Annotated in this window: 24 protein-coding genes; 17 read left to right on the top strand and 7 right to left on the bottom strand. The window is 58.9% G+C overall.

The window, feature by feature from the left end; translation table 11 throughout:
* Positions 1-215: 215 nt before the first annotated feature.
* From ABFC66_RS04195 to ABFC66_RS04185, 3 genes are all read left to right on the top strand, one after another.
* On the top strand, positions 216-1733 hold the full coding sequence (locus tag ABFC66_RS04195) for a site-specific integrase (RefSeq protein WP_346739709.1): 1518 nt from the start codon (positions 216-218) through the stop codon (positions 1731-1733).
* 107 nt (positions 1734-1840) lie between these two features.
* Positions 1841-2089, top strand: coding sequence for a hypothetical protein (locus ABFC66_RS04190; protein WP_346739708.1), 249 nt, complete (start codon positions 1841-1843; stop codon positions 2087-2089).
* Between the two features lie 22 nt (positions 2090-2111).
* Positions 2112-2558 carry a hypothetical protein gene (locus ABFC66_RS04185; protein ID WP_346739707.1) on the top strand — a complete coding sequence of 149 codons (447 nt, stop codon included), beginning with the start codon at positions 2112-2114 and terminating at the stop codon, positions 2556-2558.
* Between the two features lie 347 nt (positions 2559-2905).
* Here the strand turns inward: ABFC66_RS04185 and ABFC66_RS04180 are convergent, their stop codons facing one another.
* Together ABFC66_RS04180 and ABFC66_RS04175 are read right to left on the bottom strand one after the other, a co-directional pair.
* Positions 2906-4345: an AAA family ATPase gene (locus ABFC66_RS04180; protein WP_346739706.1), complete on the bottom strand. Its 1440-nt coding sequence runs from the start codon at positions 4343-4345 to the stop codon at positions 2906-2908.
* The gene (locus ABFC66_RS04175; RefSeq protein WP_346739705.1) at positions 4342-5475 is read right to left on the bottom strand and encodes a DUF262 domain-containing protein; all 1134 of its coding nucleotides are present in this window, start codon (positions 5473-5475) and stop codon (positions 4342-4344) included. Before ABFC66_RS04175 ends, ABFC66_RS04180 begins: the two co-directional genes overlap by 4 nt.
* A gap of 554 nt (positions 5476-6029) precedes the next feature.
* On the opposite strand from ABFC66_RS04175, the gene ABFC66_RS04170 reads away from it, so the two are divergent.
* The 4 genes from ABFC66_RS04170 (at position 6030) to ABFC66_RS04155 (ending at position 10807) form a co-directional block, all read left to right on the top strand.
* Positions 6030-6710 carry a recombinase family protein gene (locus ABFC66_RS04170; protein WP_346739704.1) on the top strand — a complete coding sequence of 227 codons (681 nt, stop codon included), beginning with the start codon at positions 6030-6032 and terminating at the stop codon, positions 6708-6710.
* Between the two features lie 865 nt (positions 6711-7575).
* Positions 7576-8703: a hypothetical protein gene (locus ABFC66_RS04165; protein ID WP_346739703.1), complete on the top strand. Its 1128-nt coding sequence runs from the start codon at positions 7576-7578 to the stop codon at positions 8701-8703.
* A gap of 122 nt (positions 8704-8825) precedes the next feature.
* The gene (locus ABFC66_RS04160; protein WP_346739702.1) at positions 8826-9830 is read left to right on the top strand and encodes a hypothetical protein; all 1005 of its coding nucleotides are present in this window, start codon (positions 8826-8828) and stop codon (positions 9828-9830) included.
* A 56-nt stretch (positions 9831-9886) separates the two neighbouring features.
* On the top strand, positions 9887-10807 hold the full coding sequence (locus ABFC66_RS04155) for a hypothetical protein (protein WP_346739701.1): 921 nt from the start codon (positions 9887-9889) through the stop codon (positions 10805-10807).
* Positions 10808-10955: 148 nt separating this feature from the next.
* Here the strand turns inward: ABFC66_RS04155 and ABFC66_RS04150 are convergent, their stop codons facing one another.
* Positions 10956-12368 (bottom strand): ATP-binding protein, encoded by a 1413-nt coding sequence (locus tag ABFC66_RS04150; protein WP_346739700.1) that lies wholly within the window; start codon positions 12366-12368, stop codon positions 10956-10958.
* Between the two features lie 470 nt (positions 12369-12838).
* On the opposite strand from ABFC66_RS04150, the gene ABFC66_RS04145 reads away from it, so the two are divergent.
* The 6 genes from ABFC66_RS04145 (at position 12839) to guaA (ending at position 19928) form a co-directional block, all read left to right on the top strand.
* Positions 12839-14146, top strand: a complete 1308-nt coding sequence (locus ABFC66_RS04145; RefSeq protein ID WP_346739699.1) for a Ppx/GppA phosphatase family protein — start codon at positions 12839-12841, stop codon at positions 14144-14146.
* Positions 14143-14877, top strand: a complete 735-nt coding sequence (locus ABFC66_RS04140) for an RlmE family RNA methyltransferase (protein ID WP_346739698.1) — start codon at positions 14143-14145, stop codon at positions 14875-14877. Before ABFC66_RS04145 ends, ABFC66_RS04140 begins: the two co-directional genes overlap by 4 nt.
* A gap of 171 nt (positions 14878-15048) precedes the next feature.
* Entirely contained in the window at positions 15049-16509 is a 1461-nt protein-coding gene (gene guaB, locus ABFC66_RS04135; RefSeq protein ID WP_346739697.1) for an IMP dehydrogenase, read from the top strand.
* A gap of 18 nt (positions 16510-16527) precedes the next feature.
* A complete protein-coding gene (locus ABFC66_RS04130; protein ID WP_346739696.1) occupies positions 16528-17826 on the top strand; it encodes an RsmB/NOP family class I SAM-dependent RNA methyltransferase in 1299 nt (432 codons plus the stop codon).
* A gap of 82 nt (positions 17827-17908) precedes the next feature.
* Positions 17909-18373 (top strand): hypothetical protein, encoded by a 465-nt coding sequence (locus ABFC66_RS04125; RefSeq protein WP_346739695.1) that lies wholly within the window; start codon positions 17909-17911, stop codon positions 18371-18373.
* A 7-nt stretch (positions 18374-18380) separates the two neighbouring features.
* Positions 18381-19928, top strand: coding sequence for a glutamine-hydrolyzing GMP synthase (gene guaA / locus ABFC66_RS04120; protein ID WP_346739694.1), 1548 nt, complete (start codon positions 18381-18383; stop codon positions 19926-19928).
* 17 nt (positions 19929-19945) lie between these two features.
* Here the strand turns inward: guaA and ABFC66_RS04115 are convergent, their stop codons facing one another.
* Complete coding sequence (locus tag ABFC66_RS04115; protein ID WP_346739920.1) at positions 19946-21385, bottom strand: MFS transporter; 1440 nt, start codon at positions 21383-21385, stop codon at positions 19946-19948.
* Between the two features lie 150 nt (positions 21386-21535).
* Between ABFC66_RS04115 and ABFC66_RS04110 the strand changes: the two genes are divergently transcribed.
* Positions 21536-22426, top strand: coding sequence for a LysR family transcriptional regulator (locus ABFC66_RS04110; protein WP_346739693.1), 891 nt, complete (start codon positions 21536-21538; stop codon positions 22424-22426).
* 91 nt (positions 22427-22517) lie between these two features.
* Positions 22518-22967, top strand: a complete 450-nt coding sequence (gene rpiB / locus ABFC66_RS04105; RefSeq protein WP_346739692.1) for a ribose 5-phosphate isomerase B — start codon at positions 22518-22520, stop codon at positions 22965-22967.
* Positions 22968-23261: 294 nt separating this feature from the next.
* Here rpiB and ABFC66_RS04100 read toward each other — a convergent pair whose 3' ends face one another.
* Positions 23262-24032 carry an alpha/beta hydrolase gene (locus tag ABFC66_RS04100; protein WP_346739691.1) on the bottom strand — a complete coding sequence of 257 codons (771 nt, stop codon included), beginning with the start codon at positions 24030-24032 and terminating at the stop codon, positions 23262-23264.
* 209 nt (positions 24033-24241) lie between these two features.
* On the opposite strand from ABFC66_RS04100, the gene ABFC66_RS04095 reads away from it, so the two are divergent.
* Entirely contained in the window at positions 24242-25207 is a 966-nt protein-coding gene (locus tag ABFC66_RS04095) for an AraC family transcriptional regulator (RefSeq protein WP_346739690.1), read from the top strand.
* A 119-nt stretch (positions 25208-25326) separates the two neighbouring features.
* On the opposite strand, the gene ABFC66_RS04090 is transcribed toward ABFC66_RS04095, so the two are convergent.
* Both ABFC66_RS04090 and ABFC66_RS04085 read right to left on the bottom strand, forming a co-directional pair.
* On the bottom strand, positions 25327-25818 hold the full coding sequence (locus ABFC66_RS04090) for an SRPBCC family protein (RefSeq protein ID WP_346739689.1): 492 nt from the start codon (positions 25816-25818) through the stop codon (positions 25327-25329).
* Entirely contained in the window at positions 25815-26186 is a 372-nt protein-coding gene (locus tag ABFC66_RS04085; protein ID WP_346739919.1) for a metalloregulator ArsR/SmtB family transcription factor, read from the bottom strand. Before ABFC66_RS04085 ends, ABFC66_RS04090 begins: the two co-directional genes overlap by 4 nt.
* Positions 26187-26531: 345 nt before the next feature.
* On the opposite strand from ABFC66_RS04085, the gene ABFC66_RS04080 reads away from it, so the two are divergent.
* Positions 26532-26891 (top strand): tetratricopeptide repeat protein (locus ABFC66_RS04080; protein ID WP_346739688.1); only part of this gene is annotated, 360 nt, incomplete at its 3' end.

Raw genomic sequence — 26891 nt, 5'->3', positions numbered from 1 at the left:
CCGAAAGGCACAGGATGTACTCGCCCACATCTCACCCACAAGCCGCACACATTGCGCTAAAGCCGGGGGGCATTTTCTACTTCAGAAGGCGGCTTCCAAAGGCCATTGGAGGCGAGGTAAGTCTTTCCCTCCACACTGGCGATTACCGAAAAGCCCGCCTCCTTGCGAAGCTCCTCAATCGCGCCCTCAAGTCTCTGCTATCGTCCAAATTGCCGATGTCCGCCGATCTTCAGTCGATTCTCCGCCAATACCTCCAGCAACTCATTGACGACGATCTGAGACGGTACAACTCCGCCGCCCCGGGGGAGCCGATATACGCGAAGGGCAAACCGAGCGTTCACGACGAGATGGATGTCGTGGACTACGACTTGGAGACCATCAGTTTTCTTCAGATGGACCTCAGGGAGTGGATTGCTAAGCGGGAGATCAAACACGTCCAGCAGGACATGGACGAACTGATGGCGAAGCATGGCCTGACCGAGGAGCAGCGCATTCCGCTGGGGCGAGGCCTTCTGCAAGCGCAGCTTCAGGCGCTCGACGTTGCCAAGAAGCGGCTGCTGAAACACGAACACATCGAGCTTGCCTCCTTATCCCCTTTTGCAGGCCCAACAGCGACCACGGCGACTGCGGCCCCCATTCTGGTCGGCCCCTTGATGTCTGAAGCCCTGCCAGCCTTCATCGAACACCAGATGCAGGAAGAGGGGTGGACAGGTCAAACGCTCCTCCAGAACAGAATGACCTATCGCATCTTCCAAGAAGTATGTGGTGACAGGCCCGTCTCTGATTACAAGCGGCGCGACTGTACTGCCTTCTATGACACATTGAAGGGCTTGCCTGCACTCTGGTCGAAGGACACTCGCTGGAAGGGAATGGGTATCCGCGAGATCGTCGAGCAGTCCAAGGGCGAAGACATCAATCGTCTCGCAATAAAGACCGTGAAGCGTCACTTCAGTGCGCTGGGCAAGTTCTTCGACTATCTGAAGCGTCGTGGCGAATACGAGGGGGAGAACCCTGCCCACGAACACAACTTCCCCACCAACAAGAAGGGTCGCAGCAACCGAATGCGCGACCAATGGAAGGGAGAGAAGCTCTCGAAGCTCTTCAGCTCACCTGTCTGGACCGGCTGTGTCTCGGCAGGCAGAAGAACGGCAGTAGGCAAAGTGATCGTCAGGGACGAAAAGTTCTGGCTGCCTATCTTGGGTCTCTATCACGGCAACCGGCTGGAAGAGTTCGCGCAGCTCGTGCGATCAGACATTCGTCTAGAGGGCTCGATCTGGTACTTCGACATCAACGACGAGGATGGGAAACAGGTCAAGAACGAGCAATCAAAGAGGCGTGTTCCAATCCACCCTGAAGTCCTCAAGCTTGGCTTCCTCGTATACCTTAACGAGGTCACCTCCAATCCTAATGATCAGGTGTTCCCTGAGCTGACTCCCGGCGGGGCAGATGGGAAGTTGGGCCACAACTTCTCGAAATGGTTCACCCGCTACCGAAAAGACATCGGCGTCTATGAACGGGGCCTCGACTATCACTCTTTCCGCCATGGTGTAACGACGAAGCTCTACGAGGCGAATATCAGTCCTGTGATTGTTGACGAACTTACGGGCCACGAAGGCGTCGGCACAGGCCAGACTGTTTACAAGAAGGAAATGTCTCTCTCAGTGCTCCACGATGCGATCAGCAAAGTGGATTGGCCTGAAGTGGACCTCTCCCGCCTCTACATCACCGCCTAACGCCATTAACCAGTCGTGCAGCGTCTCACGCTTAGCAGCGTGTGCGAACTATTGCGCCCGCGTTCACCCAGCGCACTCAAAACATCAGCAGATCAGAGGAGAACTCTATGTACATCGATCTCGCTCAGCACACCCGGAGCAAAGCCGTCCGCGTCCTCGACCACCCGATTAATCCCGATCTCTGCCTAAGCGTGGAACTGCTGCCAAGCGGCTTCGTGAAATCAGCCACTCTCCTCAGGTACAGCGCCGAGAATGACGCGTGGTGTGCCGAGGAGGCCATCAGCGAGCCCGAGAAACTCGCATTCACCGCCTTGGAGTTCGGGGTGCTCTGCCTTGCGCCTCAGTACGACCACTGATCTGCAGCCTCTTGATGGACACATGAAGATGAACAATCGCTTCCTTGCATTCGCCACCCTCATTGCTCTTGCGGCCTGCCAGAGCCCGAATACGTCGACGACAAACCGGGCTCAGCTTTCAATGATTGGTATGAACCGCGAGCAGGTTCTGGCTTGCGCCGGAGTTCCATCCAGCTCGATGAAGGTCGGTAATACGGAGGTGTGGCGCTATGTTGCTTTGGGCGCAACCGAGGGTGATGTCAGCGCCTCAAGCTCAAGCCTTGGCGGTTTCTCCAGCACTCGCGGTTCAATCGAAGCAAACGTAATCTCTTGTGAGGTGTCGGTTCGTTTCACTGATGGTCGTGCGTCGGAGCTGAACTACGCGCGGTCCGGAGATCATAGAGTTGTGCAAGGTGGACTCCTCAACGTGCTAGCCGGGGAGAAATATCCTGAGTGTGCTTGGATTGTCTCCAGATGTGTCATCCATTGACGTTGTCGGCCCGTTCCGGAGCATTGATAGAGGTGCGAACCACAGATGAGTAAACTACCAGTGCATTCGACTTTCAAAACCACAGGGGAACTAGCCTATTGATACAGGGGTGACGTCGCGAACTTTGATCACTTGAGCAAGCCTGTGACATCACCGGTTTGGCTCCGATACTCATAATATTTAGAAGGCCTGACTAATGCTTGGATAGCGGGCCGCGAGCTAAAGCAGCCGGAGATACTCTAGCTAGGAGGGAAAAAGAAGGTCGAAGACCGACACTCTCCCTTCTGATCACTTTGTGCTGTTTCGTAGGTGATGAAATCTGTGAGCTGGTGAAAATAGCATCATAATCAATTAAGAGGGCTATCCAAAAGCATTGCCTTTACCTTCTCAAAGCTCAACGCAGCTTCGTCCACGTTTTCATCCACGCTAATCCACCATTTAAAAAAGTCAGCCATAAGTTGTTCATAGGAGCGGTTAAGGATTTTCGCCAACCCATCAAACCAATCATGATCTTCATGCGCATTCAGAGCAAACAAGGTCTTTTTGATATCGGACTTGCCAAGAATCTCTTCGAATGCGGAAACATCGCCATTGGTCATCTGCCGAAATTTTTGTTCCATGCGAATATTGCCGGGCAGAAAGAGCGCTTTTTTCTGGACGTCTTTCGGCACCTTATCTCTTACGTCGCCGTCGTAGAGTCCGAACATCCGGAGACCTGCTCTGGTGTCCGGAAGATTGCGCAATGCCAATGTAATTGCGCTTTCTCCGGCCAAAGCTACGAGTTCAGTTCTCCTTGCCAAGCTCGCATCAAAGTGATCCAACCAAAGCTTTCCAAACAGTGCAGCTCCGCGGTCCTCCACGAGAAATAAAAACTCGGTCCCTTTTGTCAGGCCAATGGTTTGCAGCAAGCTGTCGAGGTCACCTTTTGCGAGAACGGAATTCTGGCCATCACGGTAGAAGAAACGAATTGACTCCTCGGGTAGCATTCCAATGATTTCAGGTGAGTGGGAGGTTAGGACGCTGAAGAGCTTATTCCTAACCACTTTAGACGCGAGGTGATTCAAAAATGCGACTTGAGAGCTTGGAGTCAGAAAAGACTCGGGCTCCTCAATGAGTAGAAATGTGCCGCGCTCACTTCTGCGAAGAACCCACCAGAGATACAGCGCCGAAAGTTCGCCGAGTCCCATTGTGCGAACATCGTAACTGAGTCCGCTTGAGTTCACCGTGAAGAGCGGTATGACGTCAGCGCCGTCGTCCACCTCATATATCCGCACATAATTATAGTCCTTAGCTGTGAGGTACCGGACTTCTTCGAGTTCTCCGGATGTAAGTTCAAACGCTGCTTCGCCGTTTGTAGTGTCCTCGATATTGGGGAAGTCGCAAAAAAAATTCTGCACGTAGCAAGCGCATGAAGAAGTATCGACGTGCTCAACCAAAATTTGTTCTGGTACGGTCGATGTCACGTTTCCGTCGGCGAACGAGGCAACCACCTCAATTTGCTCGTCGCCCAAGCTGCCCTGCAGTGTGACACTTCCTGTCTTAAGCCGTAGCTTCGTGGAAACTAACGACTGAGCCGGTTGAGGAGCTAAGGTTGCCCAAAGTGCTCGCAGTAGAGTGGTTTTGCCGATGCCATTTGGCCCACAAAATGCTGTCAAGGATAACTGAAATGTAATTTCACCGGCGGCAACACCGAGTAGGCCGCTGTGCTTCATTGAGAGAATGGGTGCCGCTGCCGCAGGGGCCTTTTTTAATGCCCGCCAGAAATCATCTGCTTTATGCACTTTCATTGAGTGAGCGCCCCCCAGGCCTCTACGTTGATCTCGGAGCCAAACATCTCCTCGAGTTCGCGGTGAGCGCCTTCTTCTGTGTTCAGCAAGGTTGGTAAGATTTTTGCGCCAACTAACGGTCGATGTCCGCAATGCGAATATGCAGCCCAAAGAGCCACATCACGATAGACAACAGACGTGACATCCGAAACGCGCAGGCTTGCGCGGTCGCTGAACAACCTCAGAAGATCAACAGGGAACTGATCATCGTTGATCTGGCGAGCCGTTTCGAAACGACCGAGAAAGTTGATGTCGGGCCGGCTTTCTCCGAATCTTAGAAAGAATAAGAGCCACGAGAGAAGGGTTGCCTTGTTGAAGCGAAGGCGCACAGATGGAGAGTTCAGCGCGGCGGCAGCTCGTGAATCCGAGAACCATCTGATTGATTGCTCGGCGCGTCGTATCACATCTTCAGCGAAAAACTTAGGTATCTTAAATCTCTCAGAAATCAGCGCCTCCTTAGCCTTTACCGAGAAGGAGCCGCTTTCAATGAAATACAATAGCTTTGCCAAGACGTCGTCGTAAGCCATTCGTACATTCGAAAAGCCCAACGAGCTTTGGTCATTGAGTTGGTCGGAAAAGAATTGCACGAGCGCTTTAAGTTGCTGCCGAGCAGGTCCGTACAAAGCATTTCGTTGCTCGCCTGCCGTAAGACTGGATGGTTGGTTGAGGCGATAAAACAATTCGCCCGGCTCGGACGGTTTGAAATCGGTGATTCGGAATATGCGAAGTACATATTGATCAAACTTTCGACGCACCAGCGGCGGGAGTTCGTCATATCGCAAGCCACCGAGCGCCTCGATATAGGGGTCTCTGGGTTCAATTTGCCCATCAATTGAAAATTCACCCGCAACAAAATCACGGATGGCAGTTAGGCGCTGCTGCCCGTCAAGCACCTCCAACCTGCCTTCAGAATTCACGACTACGTGAAGGGGCGGTATCGACCACTCTCGCAAGATCGTGTCGATTAATCTGCGCTTCTTTGTGTAAGGCCAAATGTCACCCCGCTGAAAATCGGGCTGGAGATCAATTTCACCATTCTCAACCCAATTTACAGCAGTCCGGATATCCGGCTCCCACGACGCTAATTTCATCGAAATCCCAATCTAGTTCCGAGGGCGCACCAATATCAGAGATCGCCTTCTTTTATTGTCTAACCAAAGTGACCAAGACACAACTCAAGCACAGCCGTAACCCAGAAGAGCTTTTTGCAACTTGTCGCGCACAATAGTGTGGGTAATGAATATTGCATCCGGAGCCAGCATTACCCGAGCTTCGCTTCTCCACCTAGTTGGTCCGATGATAGGGACGCATCATGTTCCCGCCCGTCTTTGCAGGTGCGTTTGGTCGTTTATAGGCTCCGTTCTACCGATTGCTTCGAATCGCCTGAGAATTTACCCGAATCCGGTCGGAGGGTTCGCAACGCCCGCCTGACCGGCAGCTTTTTTTCGCGCCACTCCTCTAGAAGGTTCATGAAGGCTCGTTCTCTTCGAGCATTTGAAGTGGAGGGGCCTAGCGGCCCTCGTGGTCCCTTTTATTATCTACATAATATCTATGTATAATGTAATATGCTTGCGTTGCCCCCTTGGCATAGTACGATGTGATATTACGTTTCAGACAACGTCCATAGTCTGAAATGAGATAGTGCATGACCAAGGCTTATGTGGGATACGCCCGAGTCTCCACCGACAAGCAGGGTCGTTCAGGTCTCGGCCTCGAGGCGCAGGAAGCTGCGATCCAGTCCTACGTGGACCGGCAGCTGGGGGCGTTGGTCCTGCCACTCTTCGTCGAGGTCGAGAGCGGTCGAAAAACGAACCGGGCCGAATTGAACAAGGCACTGGACCGAGCAAAGCTCCTCGGTGCCACCTTAGTTGTCGCCAAGCTCGACCGACTGAGCCGGGATGCCTCCTTCCTCATGGAGTTGGTGAAGGCTGGAGTGGAGGTTGTGTTCTGCGACATGCCCGAGCTGCCCGAGGGAGCCATGGGTAGCTTCATGCTTCGGCTCATGGCGTCGATTGCGGAGTTGGAGGTGGGGCTAATCAGCCAACGCACTAAGGCCGCTCTGAAGGCGGCTAAAGCCCGTGGGAAGGCGCTGGGAGGCTACCGTGGAGGACCGAAGGTTGATTATCGCCTCGGGCTCAAGGCCCGTCAGGAACGCTCTCAGGCCTTCAGGGAGCGCGTTATTGCCGTGATCTCCGACCTCGACCCCAGCGGGATGCAGTCAGCGACCTCGCTTGCCAAGCAGCTTACAGAGTTGGGCGTTAAGACATCGAGGGGTGGCTCAAAGTGGACTGCAGGTCAGGTCCTTCGTCTGGTCGAACATCGCTGAGCTGCGCTTCTGCGCGTCGCCACCAAAAATCGACGAAGTGAATTTTGACACCCCCACGGGGTCTGAAGGGCATCTCTTCCAAAAAGCCGCTAAAGGGTCGCGTTGTTATTGTTGTTCTCACCTTTAAAAGCGGAGCCTCTGCGCCAGAGTTTCACCTGTCGCAATGCTATTTGCACTCAGGGGAGGGCATCGGGTGGGTCGGCAGAACACTCCCCCTCATTCCGCGTCGATTTGCGGGAACGGGGACGACGGTTTGACACCCCTTGGATTCACGCCCCAGAGCCGGGGTACCCAGGCATTCGAAAGTGGTCAAAAAGCTAGGATTTCCGCCAAAAATGACGCGCAACGGGTTCCAAAACCCCGAATATAACAGGAAGACTCCCCCCCCGGTTCACATACCAACTGAAGAAGGAACCTTAGGTGAGACCTAGGGTGTACCTAAGGTGAACTGAGGTGGAACCTCAGTGATCTGAGGATGATCTCTTTCTTTCTATCTCTTATCCCTTACTGAAGATAATCGCAGGGTTCACCTGAGCAGCGTTAGTTCGATCAACCACAGGATCGTCCCTGCGCTCTTAGGGAAGATGATCGCAATTAAATGATTGAAGTTCAGGTTCCTCTTCATTGCGTTCATCTAGTAGGTGGTACTTCGACGAACATCGAGGTTCTCCAAAGTCGGATTTTAATATTCCTTCTCTCAATCTCGCCATCTGGCCTTGGTGTCCCCCATGTGGGCAACCACGACACTAGCGTTGCACACCTAAGCATCAGCCGATGCTCAGCGTTCCGCTAAACAGGTTCTCTTCAGCTCGACGGAGCGAGGAGAGCCCCATGAAACTCCACACTCAGATTTCCGGAAATCATCTTGGGTGATCTCATATCAACTTTGTTCGGTGGTGGAAGCGAGCAGAGAAAAGAAACAACGCAGTCCGGTCCTTGGAGCGAGCAACAGCCCTACTTGAAGCTTGGCTTCCAGAATGCTCAGGACCTATTCAAGTCCGCTCAGGGCTCTCCGTTCTACACGGGCAATCTCTATGCCGGGATGAACGATCAGCAGAAGCGCGGATATGGTCTGCTCTCCACCTTTGGTTCCACTCAAGGGTCAGGTCTCGCGGATGCTGCCACAGCCGCCGCGAATACGAGCCTTGGTGTTGGAAGCGCAGCTTCGATTACTGCCACAAATCTTGCGAACGGCAACTTCGACCGAGGCGGCTCCACTCCCTACGATACCTCTGCCGTGAACACGGGGCTCGATCTGCTCAGCACAGGAGCGAGGACCCTCGGTGCGACCCTAGGTGATCCCACGGGGCAGAACGTCGGCACCGCCAATCGCTACATCAACAGCGATGTGCTGAACGGTCAGATTGATGCGATCGGGAAGGACATCTCTCGGAACCTCAATGAGAATGTGCTTCCCGGCCTTAACAGGGCTGCGTCAATTGGTGGAAACCTGAACAGCTCTAGGGCTGGCGCTGCAGAAGCCATCGCAAAACGTGCTGCTGCCGATACTCTCGCATCTACAGCAGCGAACATGCGTGGCGCTGCCTACGCGAACGGACTGAACCTTGCCGAGCAGTCCCGACAGGCGAATTTGGATGGTGGCCTTAATGCAGTGGGAGCTGGCGCGTCCATCGCTGACAACTCCCTCAATCGCAGCGAGAGCCAACGTCAGTTCAACCTCGGCACCATGCTTGGCGCGAATGGTCAGCTCGTGGAACAACTGGGGCTTGGCTTCAATGGAGCGAACTCAGCGATGAACCTAGGTGGTTCTGCAGCAGGCATGGTGACTGATGCCGGAACGGCGGCGCAGGCCGACGCCCAGAACGAGATGAACGAGCAGTACAGGAAATGGCAAGGCAACGATCAACGTCCTTGGGACTTACTCAGTCGCTATTGGAGCATCGTGTCCCCGGCGATTCAAACTCAGCAGGGGCAATCCACTCAAAGCGGCAGCACTAGCAAGGGCATCTTCCAGAGCATCCCATTATTCTGATTGGCATCGCCTCCATCTTTGATTGTGAATTCTAAGGAGGACCTTCAGTGGTCCTCCTTTTTATTTTAATTGCCCATTCGGCGGCGTACTGTCGATCTGGCCAGTGAATCGGAGAGAAGCCGATGGAAGAAGACAGTGACGATGAAGCGTCCGCTACGTTTGAACGCGAGGAGACGGCGCCGACGAGTATTCCAGTATCCATTAGGGGCGCACCAGACGACGACAGGGCAAGGGCAGAGAAGTTCGCCCATCGACTGGCGGCCATAGTCCGCGTCATTAGCAAGTATCTAAACCTGCAAACACTGGACGGAATTACCGTGGCGACGGATTACGCAACCGCTTTACGTGAATTGGATCGGGGTTATGAGACCTCCTACGTTCTGACGCCGAGCGAAGATTTTGGATCTGGTGTCGCCATGACACCGAGTGTAATCCGCGATGGGCTACTGAGGAGCCATATCGTCTTGAGCGCGGATTTAATGTGGCCTCTGGGGGACGAAACGCATGAGGGGTTCGAACTCGCAATTCACTTGCTCTTCCACGAATGTGCTCATGTCCATATAACAGCCGCATACGACAAGGCATTTCCAAATGTTCTGCTGAGAAAGGCGCTTCACGTTCACGAGAACCTTAGGTCTCAAGTCATTCTTGCTTGTTGGGATGAATATGCGGCTACCTGTCTAAGCGCCGGGTGCGGCAAAGAACTCACTAAAGACTATGAAGAGATTTTCCTGAAGGCGCTCGCGGAATGCCGCAATCAGGCTGATGCGTGTATCGCGAGTTTTCGCTTGCATCGCAATCACAGCCAAGTGTTGCATGAGGTATATGGCTTATATGGATGCCTCATGAAATACGCCTGCTATCACGCAGGCAACATGAGGGGATTAGGCTTAGGCCTCGACGACCTACCTCAAACTAAGGCCGCACTCACCAATCATTGGTTCTCTCCTTGGTTCAAAGCGCTGTCAGAAGCGTGTGAAGACTTAGCCGAGCAATTCGGAAGCTGGACGGATCACACGCTATTTGAACGGATTGGGGGCCTCGCTGACCAAATTGTGGCTGAAGGTGGAATAACAATAACCGATCTGTCTGATGGCGGGGCGAATATTAAAGTCCGCCTCTGGTGATAGGCGATGATGGCCGCACCTTCATATCTTAGCTCAAATTGTCGCGAGAAGGTCCCATGCCACCGCTCAGCTCGTCATTTGGATTCTATCCAGCTCCTCTCACAATTGTGGGCGAGGTATCAATCAAGCCTCTCCCGAACTTTGAGGACACCACTCGAGGATATGAGGCGTGGGCTGACGTCGAAGCTGGCTGGATTTATGCACCCATGATGGAACGGCGGTCTTTTGATGGCTATGTCCACCCTCTGCCGTATCCTTCTCGTGTCTTTGGGTTGCCGAAGACCCATGAGATTTCTATCGCTTCTTCAGAAGACCGGGAGCAACTTGAGTTTCATGTCTGGGTGCTCTCGTTCTTTGTCGGAATGAGGCTAACAACGACAGAGGCCGGCTTCGTCGACGCCACGCCTGCTGTCCCGAACAAACTGTTCGACTTCATTGTTGGTCATTCAGACATCGAGCGAAGCATCGAACTTGCAGAAAGATTCTGGCGGAAACACCGCAACAAACCGGTGCTTGCAAAACGTCTCACTGCCGCAATTCATGCGTTGCTTCTTGCTCAGTACCCGCAGGCGCTTCAGTACGAGCAATTTATTCATTTGTACGCGGCGTTGGATGCCTGCTACGCAATCGTAGAATCGGTGTTTGGTCCCACGCAGAGAATAATTCACGCCAAGCGCACTCAGTGGATGTGCGAACAGTTGAAGTTAGACACTCCTGAGTGGGCCAAAGGTCTGGAGGCTCCCTCGGCAAATGCCGAGGTGGCAGCGTTGAGAAACGCCGCCATCCATGAAGCGCTATTCGTTGGAGAGCCCCTAGGCTTCGCCATTCGTAGGACTGAAAGCGCTTCGGACATCACTCTGGAGATGACTGCTTTGGTGTGCCGCATTCTGGTTTCCATCCTCGACGGTGGGCCTTCTCAGTATTTGGCCTCTCCGGTGAATACGAGGCAAAGATACTTTCTGAGTTTGCCTCGATGATCTAAAGGTGCAGGGCCACCTTGACGCCTCACCCACAAATCACCGAGACTCGCCCACATAGTCGACCACACGCGTCGAAAAGCTCAATGATTTCAATGAGCGGTGTGTGCGGGTAGGGTTCCTAGTCCCCCAGCCATTGAGCGGTCTACTAGGCTACTTTTGAGGTAGTCTCTCTACTTTCCATTCGAAATCGAAATGGCACTTCGAACCAGAACAGTGCCCCTTCGCCGGGTTGGCCTTTGGCGCCAATCTCGCCGCCCATGAGCGCTACCAGCTTTGCGCAGATGGCGAGGCCGAGCCCAGTCCCGCCAAAATGTTTGGCGATTTTCCCGTTCGCTTGAACAAAGGGCTGAAACAGCTTTTCGGCGGCTTCGTCTGTGAAGCCTATCCCGGTGTCCCTGACTTCAAAGCGCACACGCAGAGTCTCCGCATCGCTCGCGATGGGAAAGGCTTCGATGGAAACGGAGCCGTTTTCGGGCGTGAATTTCAAAGCGTTGGATATCAGGTTCGAGATGACCTGACGAAGTCGCCCTTCGTCAGCCATTACGGGGGCGGCCGGCAAGTCCTGATAGACCGCGCGAAACTCGATATTCTTCTCGCAAGCCTTCCCTCGCCAAAACAGCAACGACTCCATCAACTCTGGAAGTCCGACCTCATCCAAATCCAGTTCGGTCTTGTCGGCTTCCATTTTCGAAAAGTCGAGAACGTCGTTCAAAATCGTGAGCAGGCTTTGAGAGGCGGAGTGAATGTAGCCGCCATATTCCTGCGTCTTTGGCTCCCTTGAAATCTTGGTCAGGAAGTCCGAAAAGCCCATTACCGCATTCATCGGGGTGCGGATTTCATGGCTCATCATCGCAAGGAAGGCAGACTTTATTCGATTGGCTTCCTCTGCACGGTTGCGTTCCACCTCAGCGATTTGTTTGGCGCGTTTGACCTCGCCCAGGAGTTCAATTTGCCTTTTGAGCAGAAATTCTCTTTCCAGCTCCGCGCCGAAACGCTTCTTACTTCCCTCTTGCTGAACATAAGCCATGCAAAGAACGCTTGCGGCGAGAGTTCCCGCCATAGTGAAATCGGAGACGGTCCAAACGTAGGGAAATGCCAACATCGGAAATATGAATCCGAACATAGAGATGGCAACCGGTAGAAATATGTTTGAGAGCCGGGGCGTCGGCGCAGCGGTCATATGAGCCAAGAGTGATGCTGCCGAACACAGCACCAGAAATGTGTCATCAAAGCCGGGCGCATAGAGAGCAATGATAAGCGGAGCCAAATAGGCCAAGAAGACGATAGGGACATAGTAGGCCAACTGGTTCGTATATCGGCCCACATCAATCGTGTCGATCTGCCGTCCAACGCGAAGCCGCCACTCCGCCGCATATAAATCTGCGGCGGTGGGGATCGCGAAGTAGATCAATGTGCCCCAGATCGAACCCCAGGCAACCCACCCTACATAACCTGTAACGATTGAGTAGAACGGAAACCGGGTTTTCAGAAACCAGTTCTGCGTCCTGATCCACTCGGCCAGATACCGGCGTTCGACGTCCTCGTTCGAGACGCTCATTGAGAAGCTCCGCCCCAGGTCAATAAGGGCGATGATGCGCGGGAACCTTTAAAAGCCCCTCTGGTGGAATCCTAAAATTTTAATGGTTGTGATGTGGCGGACGACTTGAAGAGCGTTGCAGCTTTTCGGGTTGATTGAGTGCGACACACAGGTGTGCTACACAGAAAAATCCAGCCGTTAAGCTTTTGTTATCGTTGATAAAAATTTCTGTCGCTGGGGTCCTAGTCCCCCAGCCAATCTTTCCTGAAATGATTCAGCATATTACGACGTTGCGAGCCGGGCGGCTTTACCCATCGGGCCGACCTGTTACACTCCTCCCCAACTGAAAGAACAGGAGCCCGGCTGGCAGCGCGGTCCGCAGATGGACATTCGCAGCTCCCCGGGTCAGGTCGACCGTGCACCCAGAAGGTGACCGGGGCGGCGAGGGTCATGTCCCTCCAGCGCCCCAGGCCGGTCAGGCGGAACATGTTGTGGCGTCATCCGACGCCCGAAATGCGGTTTCGTCTCCGGCTAACGATAGCGCTGCCACCGAGCGCGCCCCTCGCAAGGGGCGCAGGCGTCGGCGTGCGCGCCGTGGGAAGGGGGGGCAAAATGCTGCTCCGAGCCCGGATTCCGCGAAGTCCTCAACGCCGCTCCAGCGTCCCTCCGCTCCATCGCCCAAGAGCCTCGAACGGCCGGCCCAACAGGTCAAATCTCCGCGCGCCAATCGCCGTGCGGAAGGGCAGCGGCCGCAGAGAGGCGGCGATGAGCAGGTCTATGGCGCCCTCGATCTCGGTACGAACAATTGCCGGCTGCTGATCGCGCGGCGCTCGCGCGAGGGCTTCAAGGTGGTCGACGCCTTTTCGCGCATCGTGCGCCTCGGCGAGGGGCTGACGGCGAGCGGACGCCTGAGCGACGACGCCATGAATCGCGCTGCCGAGGCGCTGCGCGTCTGTGCGGAGAAGATGAAGCGGCGGGGCGTTACCCGGGCGCGGCTCATCGCGACCGAGGCATGTCGGCGGGCTGCAAACGGCGCGGAGTTCATCGACCGGGTGAAGCGCGACACGGGGCTCGACCTCGAAATCGTCTCCAATGAAGATGAGGCGAAGCTTGCTGTCGCGGGGTGCGCGCCGCTGCTCGATCGCGAATGCTCGTCCGCGCTGGTCTTCGATATCGGCGGCGGTTCGACCGAACTCATCTGGGTCCGGCAGCAGGGGGGAAAGAACGGCCGTCCCCATATCGAGGACTGGACCTCGCTTCCCTGCGGCGTCGTCACGCTGGCGGAGGGGCATGGCGGGATCGACATTTCGCCCGAACTCTACGACCGCATGGTCGATGAGGTGAGCGGGCGCATTGCGCCTTTCATCGAAAGGCTGACGGCATCGCGCGGCGCGGACGGGGAGCGGAGCTTCCACCTTCTGGGCACTTCGGGCACGGTGACGACCATCGCGGGCGTTCATCTCGGCCTTGAGCGCTACGACCGAACGAGGGTTGACGGTATCTGGATCACGCCGGAGGACGTTCACCGGGTGACGCGCGATCTTCTCGCCCTCGACTATCAGGCGCGCGCCGCGCATCCTTGCGTGGGACGCGAGCGGGCCGATCTGGTGCTTGCGGGCTGCGCCATTTTCGAGGCCATCGCGCTCGCCTGGCCCGCCGAAAGGCTCCGCGTTGCCGACAGGGGTTTGCGCGAAGGCATTCTTCTGTCACTCATGGAAGCAGATATGGCGCGCGCGCGCCGCCGTCGCCGCCGTCGTCGCGGCGCCCGTCGCGCCGCCGCAGGAGAACGGTCCGCATGACAGGCAAGAAGCCCACAAAGGGTCTGACGAAAGGCAACGCGCCGCGCGCCCTCAAGGTTCGGGTCAAGACGGCGAAGAAGCGCACGCTGTCCTCGACGCTCTGGCTCCAGCGCCAGCTCAACGACCCTTACGTCCATGCCGCCAAGAAGGAAGGCTTTCGCTCGCGCGCGGCCTACAAGCTTGCGGAGATGGACGACAAGTTTCATTTCCTGAAGCCGGGTGGCCGGGTGGTCGATCTGGGCGCCGCGCCGGGCGGCTGGTGCCAGATCGCGGTTCAGCGCGTGAAGGCGCTCGAAGGGCGCGGCGAGAAGCAGGGGCGGGTGATCGGCGTCGATATTCTCGACATGGAGCCCATGCCCGGCGCCACCATCATGAAGCTCGACTTCCTGTCCGATGGCGCCGACGAACAGGTGAAGGACGTATTGGGTGGCGAGGCCGACGTGGTTCTCTCCGACATGGCCGCTCATGCGACCGGCCATCGCCAGACCGATCATCTGAAGATCATGGCGCTTTGCGAGGCGGCAGCCCAGTTCGCCACGGAAGTGCTGACCGAGGGCGGCACCTATTGCGCCAAGGTGTTGCGCGGTGGAACGGAGAGCGAGCTTCTGACGATGCTCAAGCAGCACTTCAGGAACGTGCGCCATGTGAAGCCGGCCGCGAGTCGCGCCGATTCGGCAGAAATGTATGTGTTGGCTCAAGGCTTTCGGAAGCAAAGCGTAGACTCTGAGTGAACGGTCTTTAATTTCCGATGAGCGGCGCGGGGCCGGGATCGAGACGCGTCAAAACGCGCCGAAATCGCTTGTCGCCCAATCTTCCTTTGCATTCTTGAGCAACGATGGTAGAAGCCACCGCCAACACATGATCTGGATTTAGCCCGCAATTGCAGGGCAGGAGGTTGGCGAATGATCCGCGAAGCACTGACGTTTGATGACGTTCTCTTGCTGCCTGCGGCCTCTTCTATCCTTCCAAGTCAGGCCAACACAAAGACGCGACTGACGCGTTCGATCGCGCTTGGCATTCCGCTCATTTCCGCCGCCATGGACACTGTTACCGAAGGGCGTCTCGCCATCGCGATGGCGCAGGCGGGCGGCATCGGCGTTCTCCATCGCAACATGTCGGCCGAAGAGCAGGCCGAGAATGTCCGCATGGTCAAGAAGTTCGAATCGGGCATGGTCGTGAACCCGGTGACGATCGAGCCGGATGCGACGCTGGCCGACGCCTTCGCGCTGATGCAGCGCCACGGCATCACCGGCATTCCGGTGGTCGAAGGCTCGGGCAAGCTCGCCGGCATCCTCACCAACCGCGACGTGCGCTTTGCAACCAATCTGCAAGAGCCGGTCCGTAACCTGATGACGAAAGAGAACCTCATCACGGTGAAGGACGGCGTGAAGCAGGATGAGGCCAAGCGCCTTCTCCACAAGCACCGCATCGAAAAGCTCCTCGTCGTGGACGATGCCTATCACTGCATCGGCCTCATCACGGTGAAGGACATCGAGAAGGCGCAGCTGCACCCCAATGCTGCGAAGGACGATCAGGGCCGCCTGCGCGTCGCCGCTGCCACGACGGTGGGCGACGAGGGCTATGCCCGCACCGAGGCGCTGATCGACGCCGGCGTCGACGTTATCGTGGTCGATACGGCGCATGGTCATTCGGCGCGCGTCGCCGAGGCCGTTCAGCGGATCAAGAAGCTTTCCAACGTCACGCAGGTCATTGCGGGCAATGTCGCCACGGGCGACGGCGCCAAGTCGCTGATCGATGCGGGCGCCGACGCGGTCAAGGTCGGTATCGGACCGGGCTCTATCTGCACCACGCGCATCGTGGCCGGCATCGGCGTGCCGCAGCTCACCGCCATTCTCGATGCGGTCGAGGTAGCGCGGAAGGCCGATGTTCCGGTGATTGCCGATGGCGGCATCAAGTTCTCCGGCGATCTCGCCAAGGCAATCGCGGCGGGCGCCGAATGCGCCATGATCGGCTCGCTCTTCGCCGGCACGGAAGAAAGCCCGGGCGAGGTCTTCCTCTATCAGGGCCGCAGCTACAAGGCCTATCGCGGTATGGGCTCGGTGGGCGCCATGGCGCTCGGTTCGGCGGATCGCTACTTCCAGCAGGATGTGAAGGATTCGCTGAAGCTCGTCCCCGAAGGCATTGAAGGACAAGTGCCCTACAAGGGCCCGGTCGGCAATGTGATCCATCAGCTCGTCGGCGGCCTGCGCGCTGCCATGGGCTATACGGGCTCGGCGACGGTGAAGGACTTCCAGGAGCGTGCCCAGTTCGTGCGCATCTCCGCCGCGTCGCTGCGCGAAAGCCACGTCCACGACGTCACGATCACGCGCGAGGCGCCGAACTATCCCGGCGTCAGCAGCTAACTTCAGTCAGGCGGAAACATGACCCCCGGGGCCCGTCTTCAGGCGGCGATCGATATTCTTTCAACCATCGCCGAGACGAGGCACCCCGCCGATCGCGTGTTCGATGGCTGGGCTCGGGCGAGCCGCTTCGCGGGATCGAAGGATCGCGCTGCGGTGAGCGAACTCGTCTATGGCGTGCTGCGTCACCGCGCGCAGCTTGCTGCCGCCCTTGGGTCCGAGGCGCCGCGCCTTCTGGTGCTAGGCGCCGTCGCGCTGATCGACGGGGCGGGGCACGCTGGCGCCATGGCGCTTGCCGACGGAGCGCGGCATGCGCCCGCGGCGCTGGCGCCCGATGAAGCGGCCGCGCTCCGCGCCGCGTCGCTCCCGGCAGCCGATGCACCGGCCTTCGTGCGGCTCAATTATCCCGAATGGCTGCATCCCGAATTCGAGCGCGCCTTCGGCGCCAAACTCGAGTCCGAAATGGCCGCGCTGATGGAGCGCGCCCCGACCGATCTCCGCGTCAACCTGCTGAAGGGCACGCGCGAGGCCGCGATGGAGGCCCTTGCCGCAGAGAATGTCGAGACGGAGCCTTGCCCGCTCTCGCCCTGGGGGCTCCGGCTGAAGAGCCGCGCCAACATCGCGGGCCTCACGGCCTTCCGCGACGGGCTCGTCGAGGTGCAGGACGAGGGCTCGCAACTCGCATGCCTCGTTGCGGGCGCGGCACCCGGCGCGCAGGTCGTCGATCTCTGCGCGGGCGGCGGCGGCAAGTCGCTGGCGCTTGCGGCGCTCATGGGTAATCGCGGTCAGATCCATGCCTGCGACACCGATCGACGCCGCCTCGCCAAGCTGATGCCCCGCGCGCAGCGGGCGGGCACACGCAACATTCAGACGCGTTTCATCAAGCCGCATATCCTGCCCGGAGGTCCCGACACGGATTTCCCCGATCTCGAGGGTAAGGCCGACAACGTGCTGGTCGACGCGCCTTGCAGCGGCACCGGCGCCTGGCGCCGCAGCCCCGATGCACGGTGGCGGCTGACGTCCGAAATGCTCGAAAGTTACAGGGTGACCCAGGCCGAAGTGCTGGCGCGTGGGGCGCGGCTCGTGCGGCCCGGTGGACGGCTCGTCTATGTCACCTGTTCGCTGCTGCCCTCCGAGAATGAGGACCGGGTGGCTGCCTTCCTTGGCGCGCGCGACGATTTCGTGCAGCTGCCCTGGCAATCCAGCTGGCCAGCCGATCTGCCGGCGCCCGATGCGCCGTCCGGCCTCGGCCTCCGGCTCTCGCCCGCGAGCAACGGAACGGACGGTTTTTTCGTCGCCGTCATGCAGCGAAAGACATGAAATCATGGCGGCATGGACGGCTCTTGACGCAATCGGGCAGGGATGGTCTACCGGATCACATTCCCCTTCGAGGCCCCCACGGATGACGGCCGCCTTCCTCCGCTCGCTCTGCATTCTGGCTCCGCTTCTGGCGGTCTCCATGCCTGCTGCCGCGCAGGTTAACGCTGCCTCGCAGCAGGCTTCGCGCGTCCTTGCCGACAAGGGGATCACGGCGCTTGCCGATGGCGATGGCCCCCGCGCCAGGCGCCTGCTCGAGGAAGCGATCGTCGCCGACCCGGCCAATGCCCGTGCGCTGGCCCAGCTCGGCCGCTATTACCAGTCGCATAACCAGCGCGACGTCGCCCGCAAATATTACCAGTTCGCGCTGGCGGTCGAGCCGACCGAGCCCGACGCCCTGCTGGGCGCGGCAAAGATCGATCTTGCCGACGGCAAGGCCGACGGTGCGAAAGACAAGCTCCGCATCCTCCGCCTGTCCTGTCCGACATGCACGCAGACGGCCGACCTTGCCGCCGCGCTCAATTCCACATCCCCCGCAAATAATCCCTAGGCTGATTATGACCGACCGTATTCTCATCATCGATTTTGGCAGCCAGGTCACGCAGCTCATCGCGCGGCGTGTTCGCGAAAGCGGCGTCTATTGCGAGATCGTCCCCTTCAACCGGACACAAGGCCTGCTCGAAAGCTTTAAGCCCAAGGGCATCATTCTCTCCGGCAGCCCGGCCAGTACGACGGGCATCGGCTCGCCCCGTGCGGACGACTGGGTGTTCACCTGCGGGCTCCCCGTTCTCGGCATCTGCTACGGCGAGCAGACCATGTGCGCCCAGCTCGGCGGCAAGGTCGAAAGCTCGGAAGAGCGCGAGTTCGGCCGCGCCGTCATCACGGTCACCGAGGATTGCAAGCTCTTCGAAGGGCTGCTCACTATCGACGAACAGGAACCCGTCTGGATGAGCCACGGCGACCGCGTCGTCGCGATTCCGGAGGGCTTCAAGGTCGTGGCGGTGAGCCGCAACGCGCCCTTCGCCGCCATCGCCGACGAGACGCGCCATTTCTATGGCATCCAGTTCCATGCCGAAGTCGCGCACACGCCGCGCGGCCGCGACATGCTGCGCAACTTCACGCATGTTATTTGCGGCTGCAAGGGCGACTGGACGATGGCCGCCTTCCGCGAGAACGAGATCGCGAAGGTGCGGGCGCAGGTCGGTTCCGGCAAGGTCATCTGCGGTCTTTCTGGCGGTGTCGACTCCTCGGTCGTTGCTGTGCTGCTGCATGAGGCGATCGGCGAGCAGCTGCAATGCGTCTTCGTCGACACCGGCCTCCTGCGCGCGGGCGAAGCGGAGCAGGTGGTGAACCTGTTCCGTCATCACTACAATATTCCGCTCGTGCATGTGGATGCGGGCGAACTCTTCCTCGGCAAGCTCGAAGGCGTCAGCGACCCGGAGCAGAAGCGCAAGATCATCGGCGCAACCTTCATCGATGTTTTCGAGACGGAAGCGAAGAAGATCGGCGGCGCAGGATTCCTCGCGCAGGGCACGCTCTATCCGGATGTGATCGAAAGCGTCTCCTTCACGGGTGGCCCTTCGGTCACCATCAAGAGCCACCACAACGTCGGCGGTCTGCCTGAGCGCATGAACATGAAGCTCGTGGAGCCGTTGCGCGAACTCTTCAAGGACGAAGTTCGCGTGCTCGGCAAGGAGCTTGGCCTTCCGGAAGAATTCGTCGGGCGTCACCCCTTCCCGGGGCCGGGCCTGGCGATCCGCGTGCCTGGTGAGATCACGCGCGAGAAGCTCGAACTTCTGCGCAAGGCCGACACGATCTATCTCGAAGAGATCCGGCACGCCGGGCTCTACAACGAGATCTGGCAGGCCTTCGCCGTGCTGCTGCCCGTCCGCACGGTGGGCGTGATGGGCGACGAGCGCACCTACGATTATGTCTGCGCGCTCCGCGCCGTGACTTCGACGGATGGCATGACGGCGGATTACTACCCGTTCAGCCACGACTTCCTGAGTCACGTCTCCACGCGGATCATCAACGAAGTCCGCGGCATCAACCGCGTCGTCTACGACGTGACCTCGAAGCCGCCGGGAACGATCGAGTGGGAGTGAGAGAACGGCCTGGAGTGTTAGCCGTTCTCCGCGATAGCGGGGCGAACTGAGCGCGTCGCGAGTGCGGCTGCGAGCGCAACGACGATTAGGGCGCCCGCAACCGCGAAGGTGATCTGCATGCCTTTCGCGACGGCTTCAGGCGGCGCCATCGTGATGTCGGTCGTCGCCGAAGCGGCAGTAAACACCGCGCCCATGACTGATGCGCCCGTGATGAGCCCCAGATTGCGCGAGAGGCTGAGCATGCCGGAAACGACTCCGCGCTGATCCGGGCGGATATTCGTCATGATGGACGTGTTGTTGGCTGCCTGGAACAGTGCGTAATTGGCGGTGACCACGACAATGGCAGCGATGTAACCGGCGGCGCCGGATATGCCTGATGCCATGGAGAGCGCCAGCAGGCCAGCAACCATTCCGACCAGCCCGACAGCGGTCATGCGCGGTGCGCCGAATTGATCCACGATACGGCCCGCCGGTATGCCGGTCAGCGCTGCGACGAGTGGGCCAGCCGACATCGTGAGGCCGACAAGAGCCGCGTCGAGGCCGAGTGCGCGAGAAAGATAGAACGGCCCGACAACCAACGTCGCCATCATCACCGTCGAGACGAGCGCGCTCATGGCAAGGCTCGCGCACAGCGTCTTGTTGCCGAACATCTCCAGACGGAGCAAAGGCGATGGCGTCCTCGTCTGCGAGTATGCAAACAACCCAATCCCGAAAGCGGCAGCCGACAGCAGGGCCATATTGAGCAGGCCGAACTGGCCGCGACCCATCGTCATGGAAAGGGCATAGGCCGCGAGTGTCAGTGCGAGCAGCAATGTGCCGATACCGTCGAAGTCTGCCCGGCCAGCTTTCGGCCCCCGGCGGTCAACGGGCAAGTAGCGATGAGCGAGGAAAAAATTCAGGAGGCCCAGCGGCAGGTTGACGAGAAAGATAACCGGCCAGCCGAGTCCCGCGATCAGGACGCCGCCGAGCGATGGGCCGAGGGTGGTGCCGATCGCGGACATTGTGCCTAGCAGACCCATGGCGCTGCCGGTCTTCGCCTTGGGAACAGTCTCGCCGACCATGGCCACGGTAAGAGCCATCATGAGGGCCGCGCCAAGTCCCTGCGCAACGCGAGCGGCGATCAGCAGCCAGAGTGTTGGCGCAACGCCGCACAGGACCGAGGCCGCCGTGAACAGCGCGATTCCGAGGAGCAACAGCCGGCGGCGGCCGAAGATATCGCCGAGCCGCCCCGCACTGACGATCAGGGTCGTGATGGCGAGCAGATAGGACAGCACGACCCATTGAACGTCCTGAAAAGAGGCGTCGAAGGCTCGAGCCAATGTCGGCAGGCCGACATTGGCTATGCTGGTATCGAGCGAAGGCATCAGCATGGACAGCGAAAGGCTGGCCAGGGCCCAGCGGACCGGTGTCGCCATAGGCATGCTTCCGGCCTCCGCCTCATTGCGTTCTTCAGTCATTGTCATCGATAGGTACTCCGCTTCCCGGCAATGCCCCGAACGGGCTGCCGCGAAGGTAGTCCGGCACCCGAGATGGCGGAACTGGCAACAATTGCACTTTATTCGTGCGTTTGACGCTATATCAGGGCCGAGCTGTGCTATGGTCGGCATATGTCGAAGCCTGATCTCAACCTGCTCGTCACCCTTGATGTGCTGCTCGCGGAGGGCAGCGTTGCGCGCGCCGCCCGACGGCTGCGGCTGAGTCCTTCAGCCATGAGCCGGGCCCTGGCGCGGCTACGAGAGGCGATGGGCGATCCGCTGCTGGTCAGGGCTGGTCGCGGCCTGGTTCCCACACCACGGGCAGTAGAACTCCGCGAGCGCGTCAGTCAGCTTGTGCAGGAGGCCGAAGCGGTGCTTCGTCCTGCCGAGAAGCTCAACCTCAAGCAACTCGTCCGGACGTTTGCGCTGCGGACCAGTGAAGGTTTCGTGGAGAATTTCGGGCCGGATCTCATTGCTCGCGTCGGCGAGGAGGCTCCGGGCGTGCAACTTCGCTTCGTAGCCAAGCTGGACCGGGATAGCGCGTCCCTGCGCGATGGGACCGTCGATCTGGAAACAGGTGTCGTGGGGGAGGCCACAGGGCCGGAGGTGCGCGTACAGGCGCTTTTCCGCGACCGCTTCATCGGTGTCGTGCGCAAGGGGCATGCGTTGAGCCGGGGGAAGATTACACCCGCCCGCTATGCGGCCGGCAGGCACATTCTCGTCTCGCGACGAGGCCTCGATCGGGGGCCGATCGACGACGCTTTGACCATGCTCGGGCTGGAGCGCGACATCGCGACAGTCGTCGGCGGCTTTTCGTCTGCCTTGTCTCTCGCCCGCGCGACTGACCTGATCGCCAGCGTTCCGGAACGACATACAGGAAACCTGCGCGAGGGAATGCATAGCTTTCCACTCCCGGTCTCCGTTCCGGATATCTCGGTTTCACTGCTCTGGCACCCGAGGCTCGATGCCGATCCGGCGCATCGCTGGTTGCGAGCCTGTGTGCGGGAGATTTGCACAAGGTGAGGCGCCGGGAACGATCGCGTGAGAGTGGGGTGCGAGTTGATCCGGCTCGGCCAAGCCATCAAATTGCTTCGGGAAACAGGACCACTTCTCCATGACAGCCAGCAACCGCATCGTCCTCTCCAGCGACCACGCTGCCATTCAGCTCCGGCAGGTCATTGCCGCCCATATCACGGCGCAGGGCTGGACGGCGGTCGACATCGGACCGACGACACCGGAGAGCACGCACTATCCTGAACACGGCGAAGCGGCGGCGCGGCTCGTCGCTTCGGGCGATTGCCGGTTTGGCATCATCCTGTGCGGCACCGGCCAGGGCATCATGATGGCGGCGAACAAGGTAAAGGGCATCCGTTGCGGCGTCTGCGCAGACACCTTTTCAGCCCGCATGATCCGCCAGCACAACGATGCCAACATGCTGTCGATTGGCGTGCGCGTGGTGGGCGAAGGGCTGGCGCTCGATATCGTGGATGCGTTCCTGACCGCCCGGTTCGAAGGCGGCCGGCATGCGACGCGCGTAGAGATGATCGGGGCGCTGGAGCGGTAGCGCCGTCGTTGAACGACGGTCCAGGGCTGCCCTCGCGCGACGCTCTGGATCGCCTCCTTGGGATCGGTGGCCAAGCTTGGGTATCGAAGTCGATCATGTCGTTCTCCGCAAGCTTGGCACACACTATTCGAGGGAGAGTAGTCGGCGTGACGCAGCGGCCGAGACCTTGCTCAAGGATATGGCTGCTGCTTCTGATGTCTTGGACGGGCCCGCGCAGTTCGCGGTCCGAGGCCTTCCATAGTCCGCTGAGTACGCGTGGGTGCTCCCGGCACGAAAGTGCCGGGAGCAGTATCGTCAATTGACGAGCGTGGCCTTTTCAATGGCCTCAGCGACTTCCTTCGCATGAACGACGAGCGAGGCATGGCTGCCCGCGACCTCCGTCGTCTGGGCATGCATCATGGTAGCGAACATCTTCTGGACCTCGGGCGCGACAACCTTGTCCTTTGTGCTGATCACGTAGAGCGTCGGCTTGTCGCGCCAGGCGGCTGTATCGACCGGGGCTTCGAACGCTGTGTGGTTCAATGGAAGCTGATGGCTTGCCAAAGCTTCGGCGATTTCCGGCGGAAGGTCAGCCGCAACGGCTGAAGGAAACACTTTGGGATCGATGTAGAGGTTGCCCTTTTCGTCGGGATGAATCGCCGCCGTGCCTTCAGTCGCCGGACCGCTCTTGGCTAAGGTCGCCAGAGATTGTCCCACGTCGGGCGCGAATGCGGATACGTAGACGAGCGCCGAGACCTTGGGATCATCACCTGCCTGCGTGATGACCACGCCGCCCCAGGAGTGGCCAACGAGCACGGTCTTGCCGTTCTGCTTCGCGAGCGCCTGTTTGGTGGCATCGACATCCGCTGCGAGGGAGGTGAGCGGATTTTCGACAAGCGTTACGTTGTAGCCCTTTTTCGTGAGGATATCGGCAACGGGCTTCCAGCTCGTCTGGTCGACGAAAGCGCCATGGACGAGCACGACATTGCGAGCCGCCCCCTTGGGCAATTGGGCCGCTTGGGCGGGTGCGGCGCCTGTTGCTCCGGCCATGAGGATAGTGGCGACTGAGAGTAGAAGATTTCGCATTGATTGCTCCTGTTAGACGAGGACCGTGAGGGGCGCGGAATGGGCGTGATTTTCGGCAACGTCGCGGCTCTTCCATCTGCCGCTATGTCAAATTGCCTGCCGCAACCTGTTGGGTCGCCTTGAGAGGAGTAATACGAACAAGGGCTCGGACGTTAGAGACCAATCGTCCAAATATTGTGTCTGACCGTCCACCGTGTCATGTTGAGGGGATGGACATTCTCGCCCAAGTGCTTGATCGCATCCGCCTCGGTGGGACTTTGCTATTCCACTTCGAGCTCGGCCATCCATGGAGCCTGGCATTGCCAGAGCGCCCTTACGCCCTGTTCCATTATCTCAGTCGTGGTTCAGCTACCCTCGTGCTCGAAGAGGGACAAGAAATCCACATGACTGAGGGCGACTTTGTTGTCGTCACACGTGGCGAGCCGCATTTGATTTATTCGGATAGCCAGACGGAGCCGTTACCGGTGCTCGACCTTGATCGGCCGACCGGACGTCTTGGCGTCGTCCGTCACGGCGGAAGCGCGCAGCCGCAGTCGATAATGATTTGCGGCAATTTCACCGTGGCGCGGCCCTCACGAGGCAGCGTACTGGAATTACTTCCGCCCGTGCTTCTCCTGAAGCCGATGGAGGACGGGGGGTGGCTCGATGCGATTCTGCAGCGAATGGTAAGCGAGGCGGCGCTTGAGCGCCCCGGCCAAGGCGTCGCGCTCTCACGTCTGACGGAAGTGCTCTTCGTCGAGGTGCTGCGAAGCTGGATCAAGTCTCTCGGTCCCGGAGAAGGCGGGTGGCTGGGGGCGATGGCGGACCCTCACATAGGACCAGCTCTCAAGTTGATCCACGAACGACCGGATCGGCCGTGGACCCTTGGCGACCTCGGGCAAAGAGTGGGGCTTGGTCGTTCGGCATTTTCGGCACGCTTCACCCAGCTCGTTGGCGAGTCAATGTACCGCTACCTGATCGCACGCCGGATGTCGGAGGCTGCGTTTCTGCTCGAAACAAGCGACGAAGGGATTGCACGGATTGCGACCCGTGTCGGCTATGAGACCGCGCCCGCGTTTTCGAAGCTCTTCCGCCGACATCATGGCCTATCGCCTGGGCGTTACAGAGCCGCTCGCCGGTTTGACGGCGGCCGGCATGCGACGCGGGTGGACATGATTGGAGCGCCGGAGGGGTAAGGTCGCTTTTTAAAGGCCAGTCTGAGTTCGATCAGTATACCCACCCATTCGGACATCTCAGCGCGCTGGCAGATATGCCTTCCACGCGCTGAGTGTCCTTTGACGTTCGACGTCCCGGGCTAGGGCCGCACGCCTCCGACCTTGATGTATTCCACCATTTGGGTGAGCACGGTGCCCCAGCCATCGTGGAAGCCCATTTGTTCGTGTTTCTTTCGGGCTTCGCCGTCACCGTGAATGGCCATGGCCTTGTAGCGGGTCCCCGCCCCGTTCCTGGCGAACTCCAGGACCGCTGTGAAGAACGGCTCGGCCGACGGCCTATAGCCGCCCTGCAATGTGTCTGTGAGGATCAGCCGTTCAAACGGCGTGACTTCGAGATAGCATTGCGTGTTCGGGTACTCTTGCCCCTCCGGCGACCGCATGACGAAGTTGAGCGCGCCGCCTGGACGCAGATCCAGATCGCAGGAGGTGATCGACCAGGGCTTCGGCGCGAACCACTGGCGCAGATGTTCCGGGGTCGTCCAGGCTTTCCAGACGAGCTCGACCGGTACGTCGATCTCGCGCTCAAGCACCAAATCCCGGTCAGGGTCGATCTTGATGATAGGCGATGTCATTCGGATTCCTCCTGCTTCATTTTCAACAAGTAGCTGTCGAGTTGGTCGAGGCGTCGTTCCCAGAGCTTGCGTTGATGCCCGAGCCAGTCCTCGGCGACTTTCATCTGCTCAGGGGCGAGTTCATATGTGCGTACACGGCCGATCTTGCGCGACCGGACGAGCCCGCTTCCTTCGAGCACCCTGAGATGCTCCACAAACGAGGGCAGGGCCATGTCGTAGGACGCCGCAAGCTCGCTCACGGATGCTGACCGCGAGGTGAGCCGTTCCAGAACATCGCGCCGGGTCGGGTCCGATAGCGCGCGAAAGACGCGATCCACGACGGCCGGTTTGGGCACCCCGCCGCTGCGCCGTCCCGCGCTGCCCTCCATCTTTGGTGTCACTGCGATCTCCCCAGGCATTGCGCCTTCGAGCGGCCATTCGGTGAGCCTTTATAGGCGCAGCTAACACTTAGGGCAATACCTAAGTATTATGCGGAGGGTCGCAACCTGGTCGAATCCGAATGGCGCGAATTGTCCTTGAAAATCGGCAGCGGAAACTTCTGTCGCAACGGACAATCGCGTTTGACGGCGGCGCCAAAAATTCGCGCTGAAAAATCAGCGCGCTATCATGATCCAAACCCATTGAGTGGGAGTAGGATAAGCGGGTATCTCTCTCTTCGTTCCCTCCGGCCTTGAACAAGGCTACGGTCGGTCCGTTCCATGTGGAGGAAACGGATGAAGCGTTTTCTGGTTGCCAGTTTTCTTATTGCCGGGTTGTCACCGGCGGTCGCCCATGCCGATGCCGTTGACGACAACACGCTTTGCTACGAGCAGTTTCGCAGCGGCAATGACAAATCCGCGATCGGCTACTGCACCAAGGCGATCGAGTCCGGGCAGCTGGCCAGGGAAGACCTCGCCGCGGCGTTCATCAATCGCGGCGTCGCCTATCGCAATCTCGGGGATTCCAAGCGTTCCGTCGTCGACTACACCGAAGCGCTCAAATATGCGCCGAATGACGGGATGATCTACGCCAATCGGTCGAACGCCTTGCGCGATATCGGCGAGTATCAGCGCGCGCTTGAAGATGCCGACAAG

The sequence above is a fragment of the Parvibaculum sp. genome (genome assembly GCF_039680535.1).
Classification (GTDB): domain Bacteria; phylum Pseudomonadota; class Alphaproteobacteria; order Parvibaculales; family Parvibaculaceae; genus Parvibaculum.
Note: the sequence above shows the minus strand (reverse complement) of the source record. Positions and strands in the feature narration are given on the sequence as shown.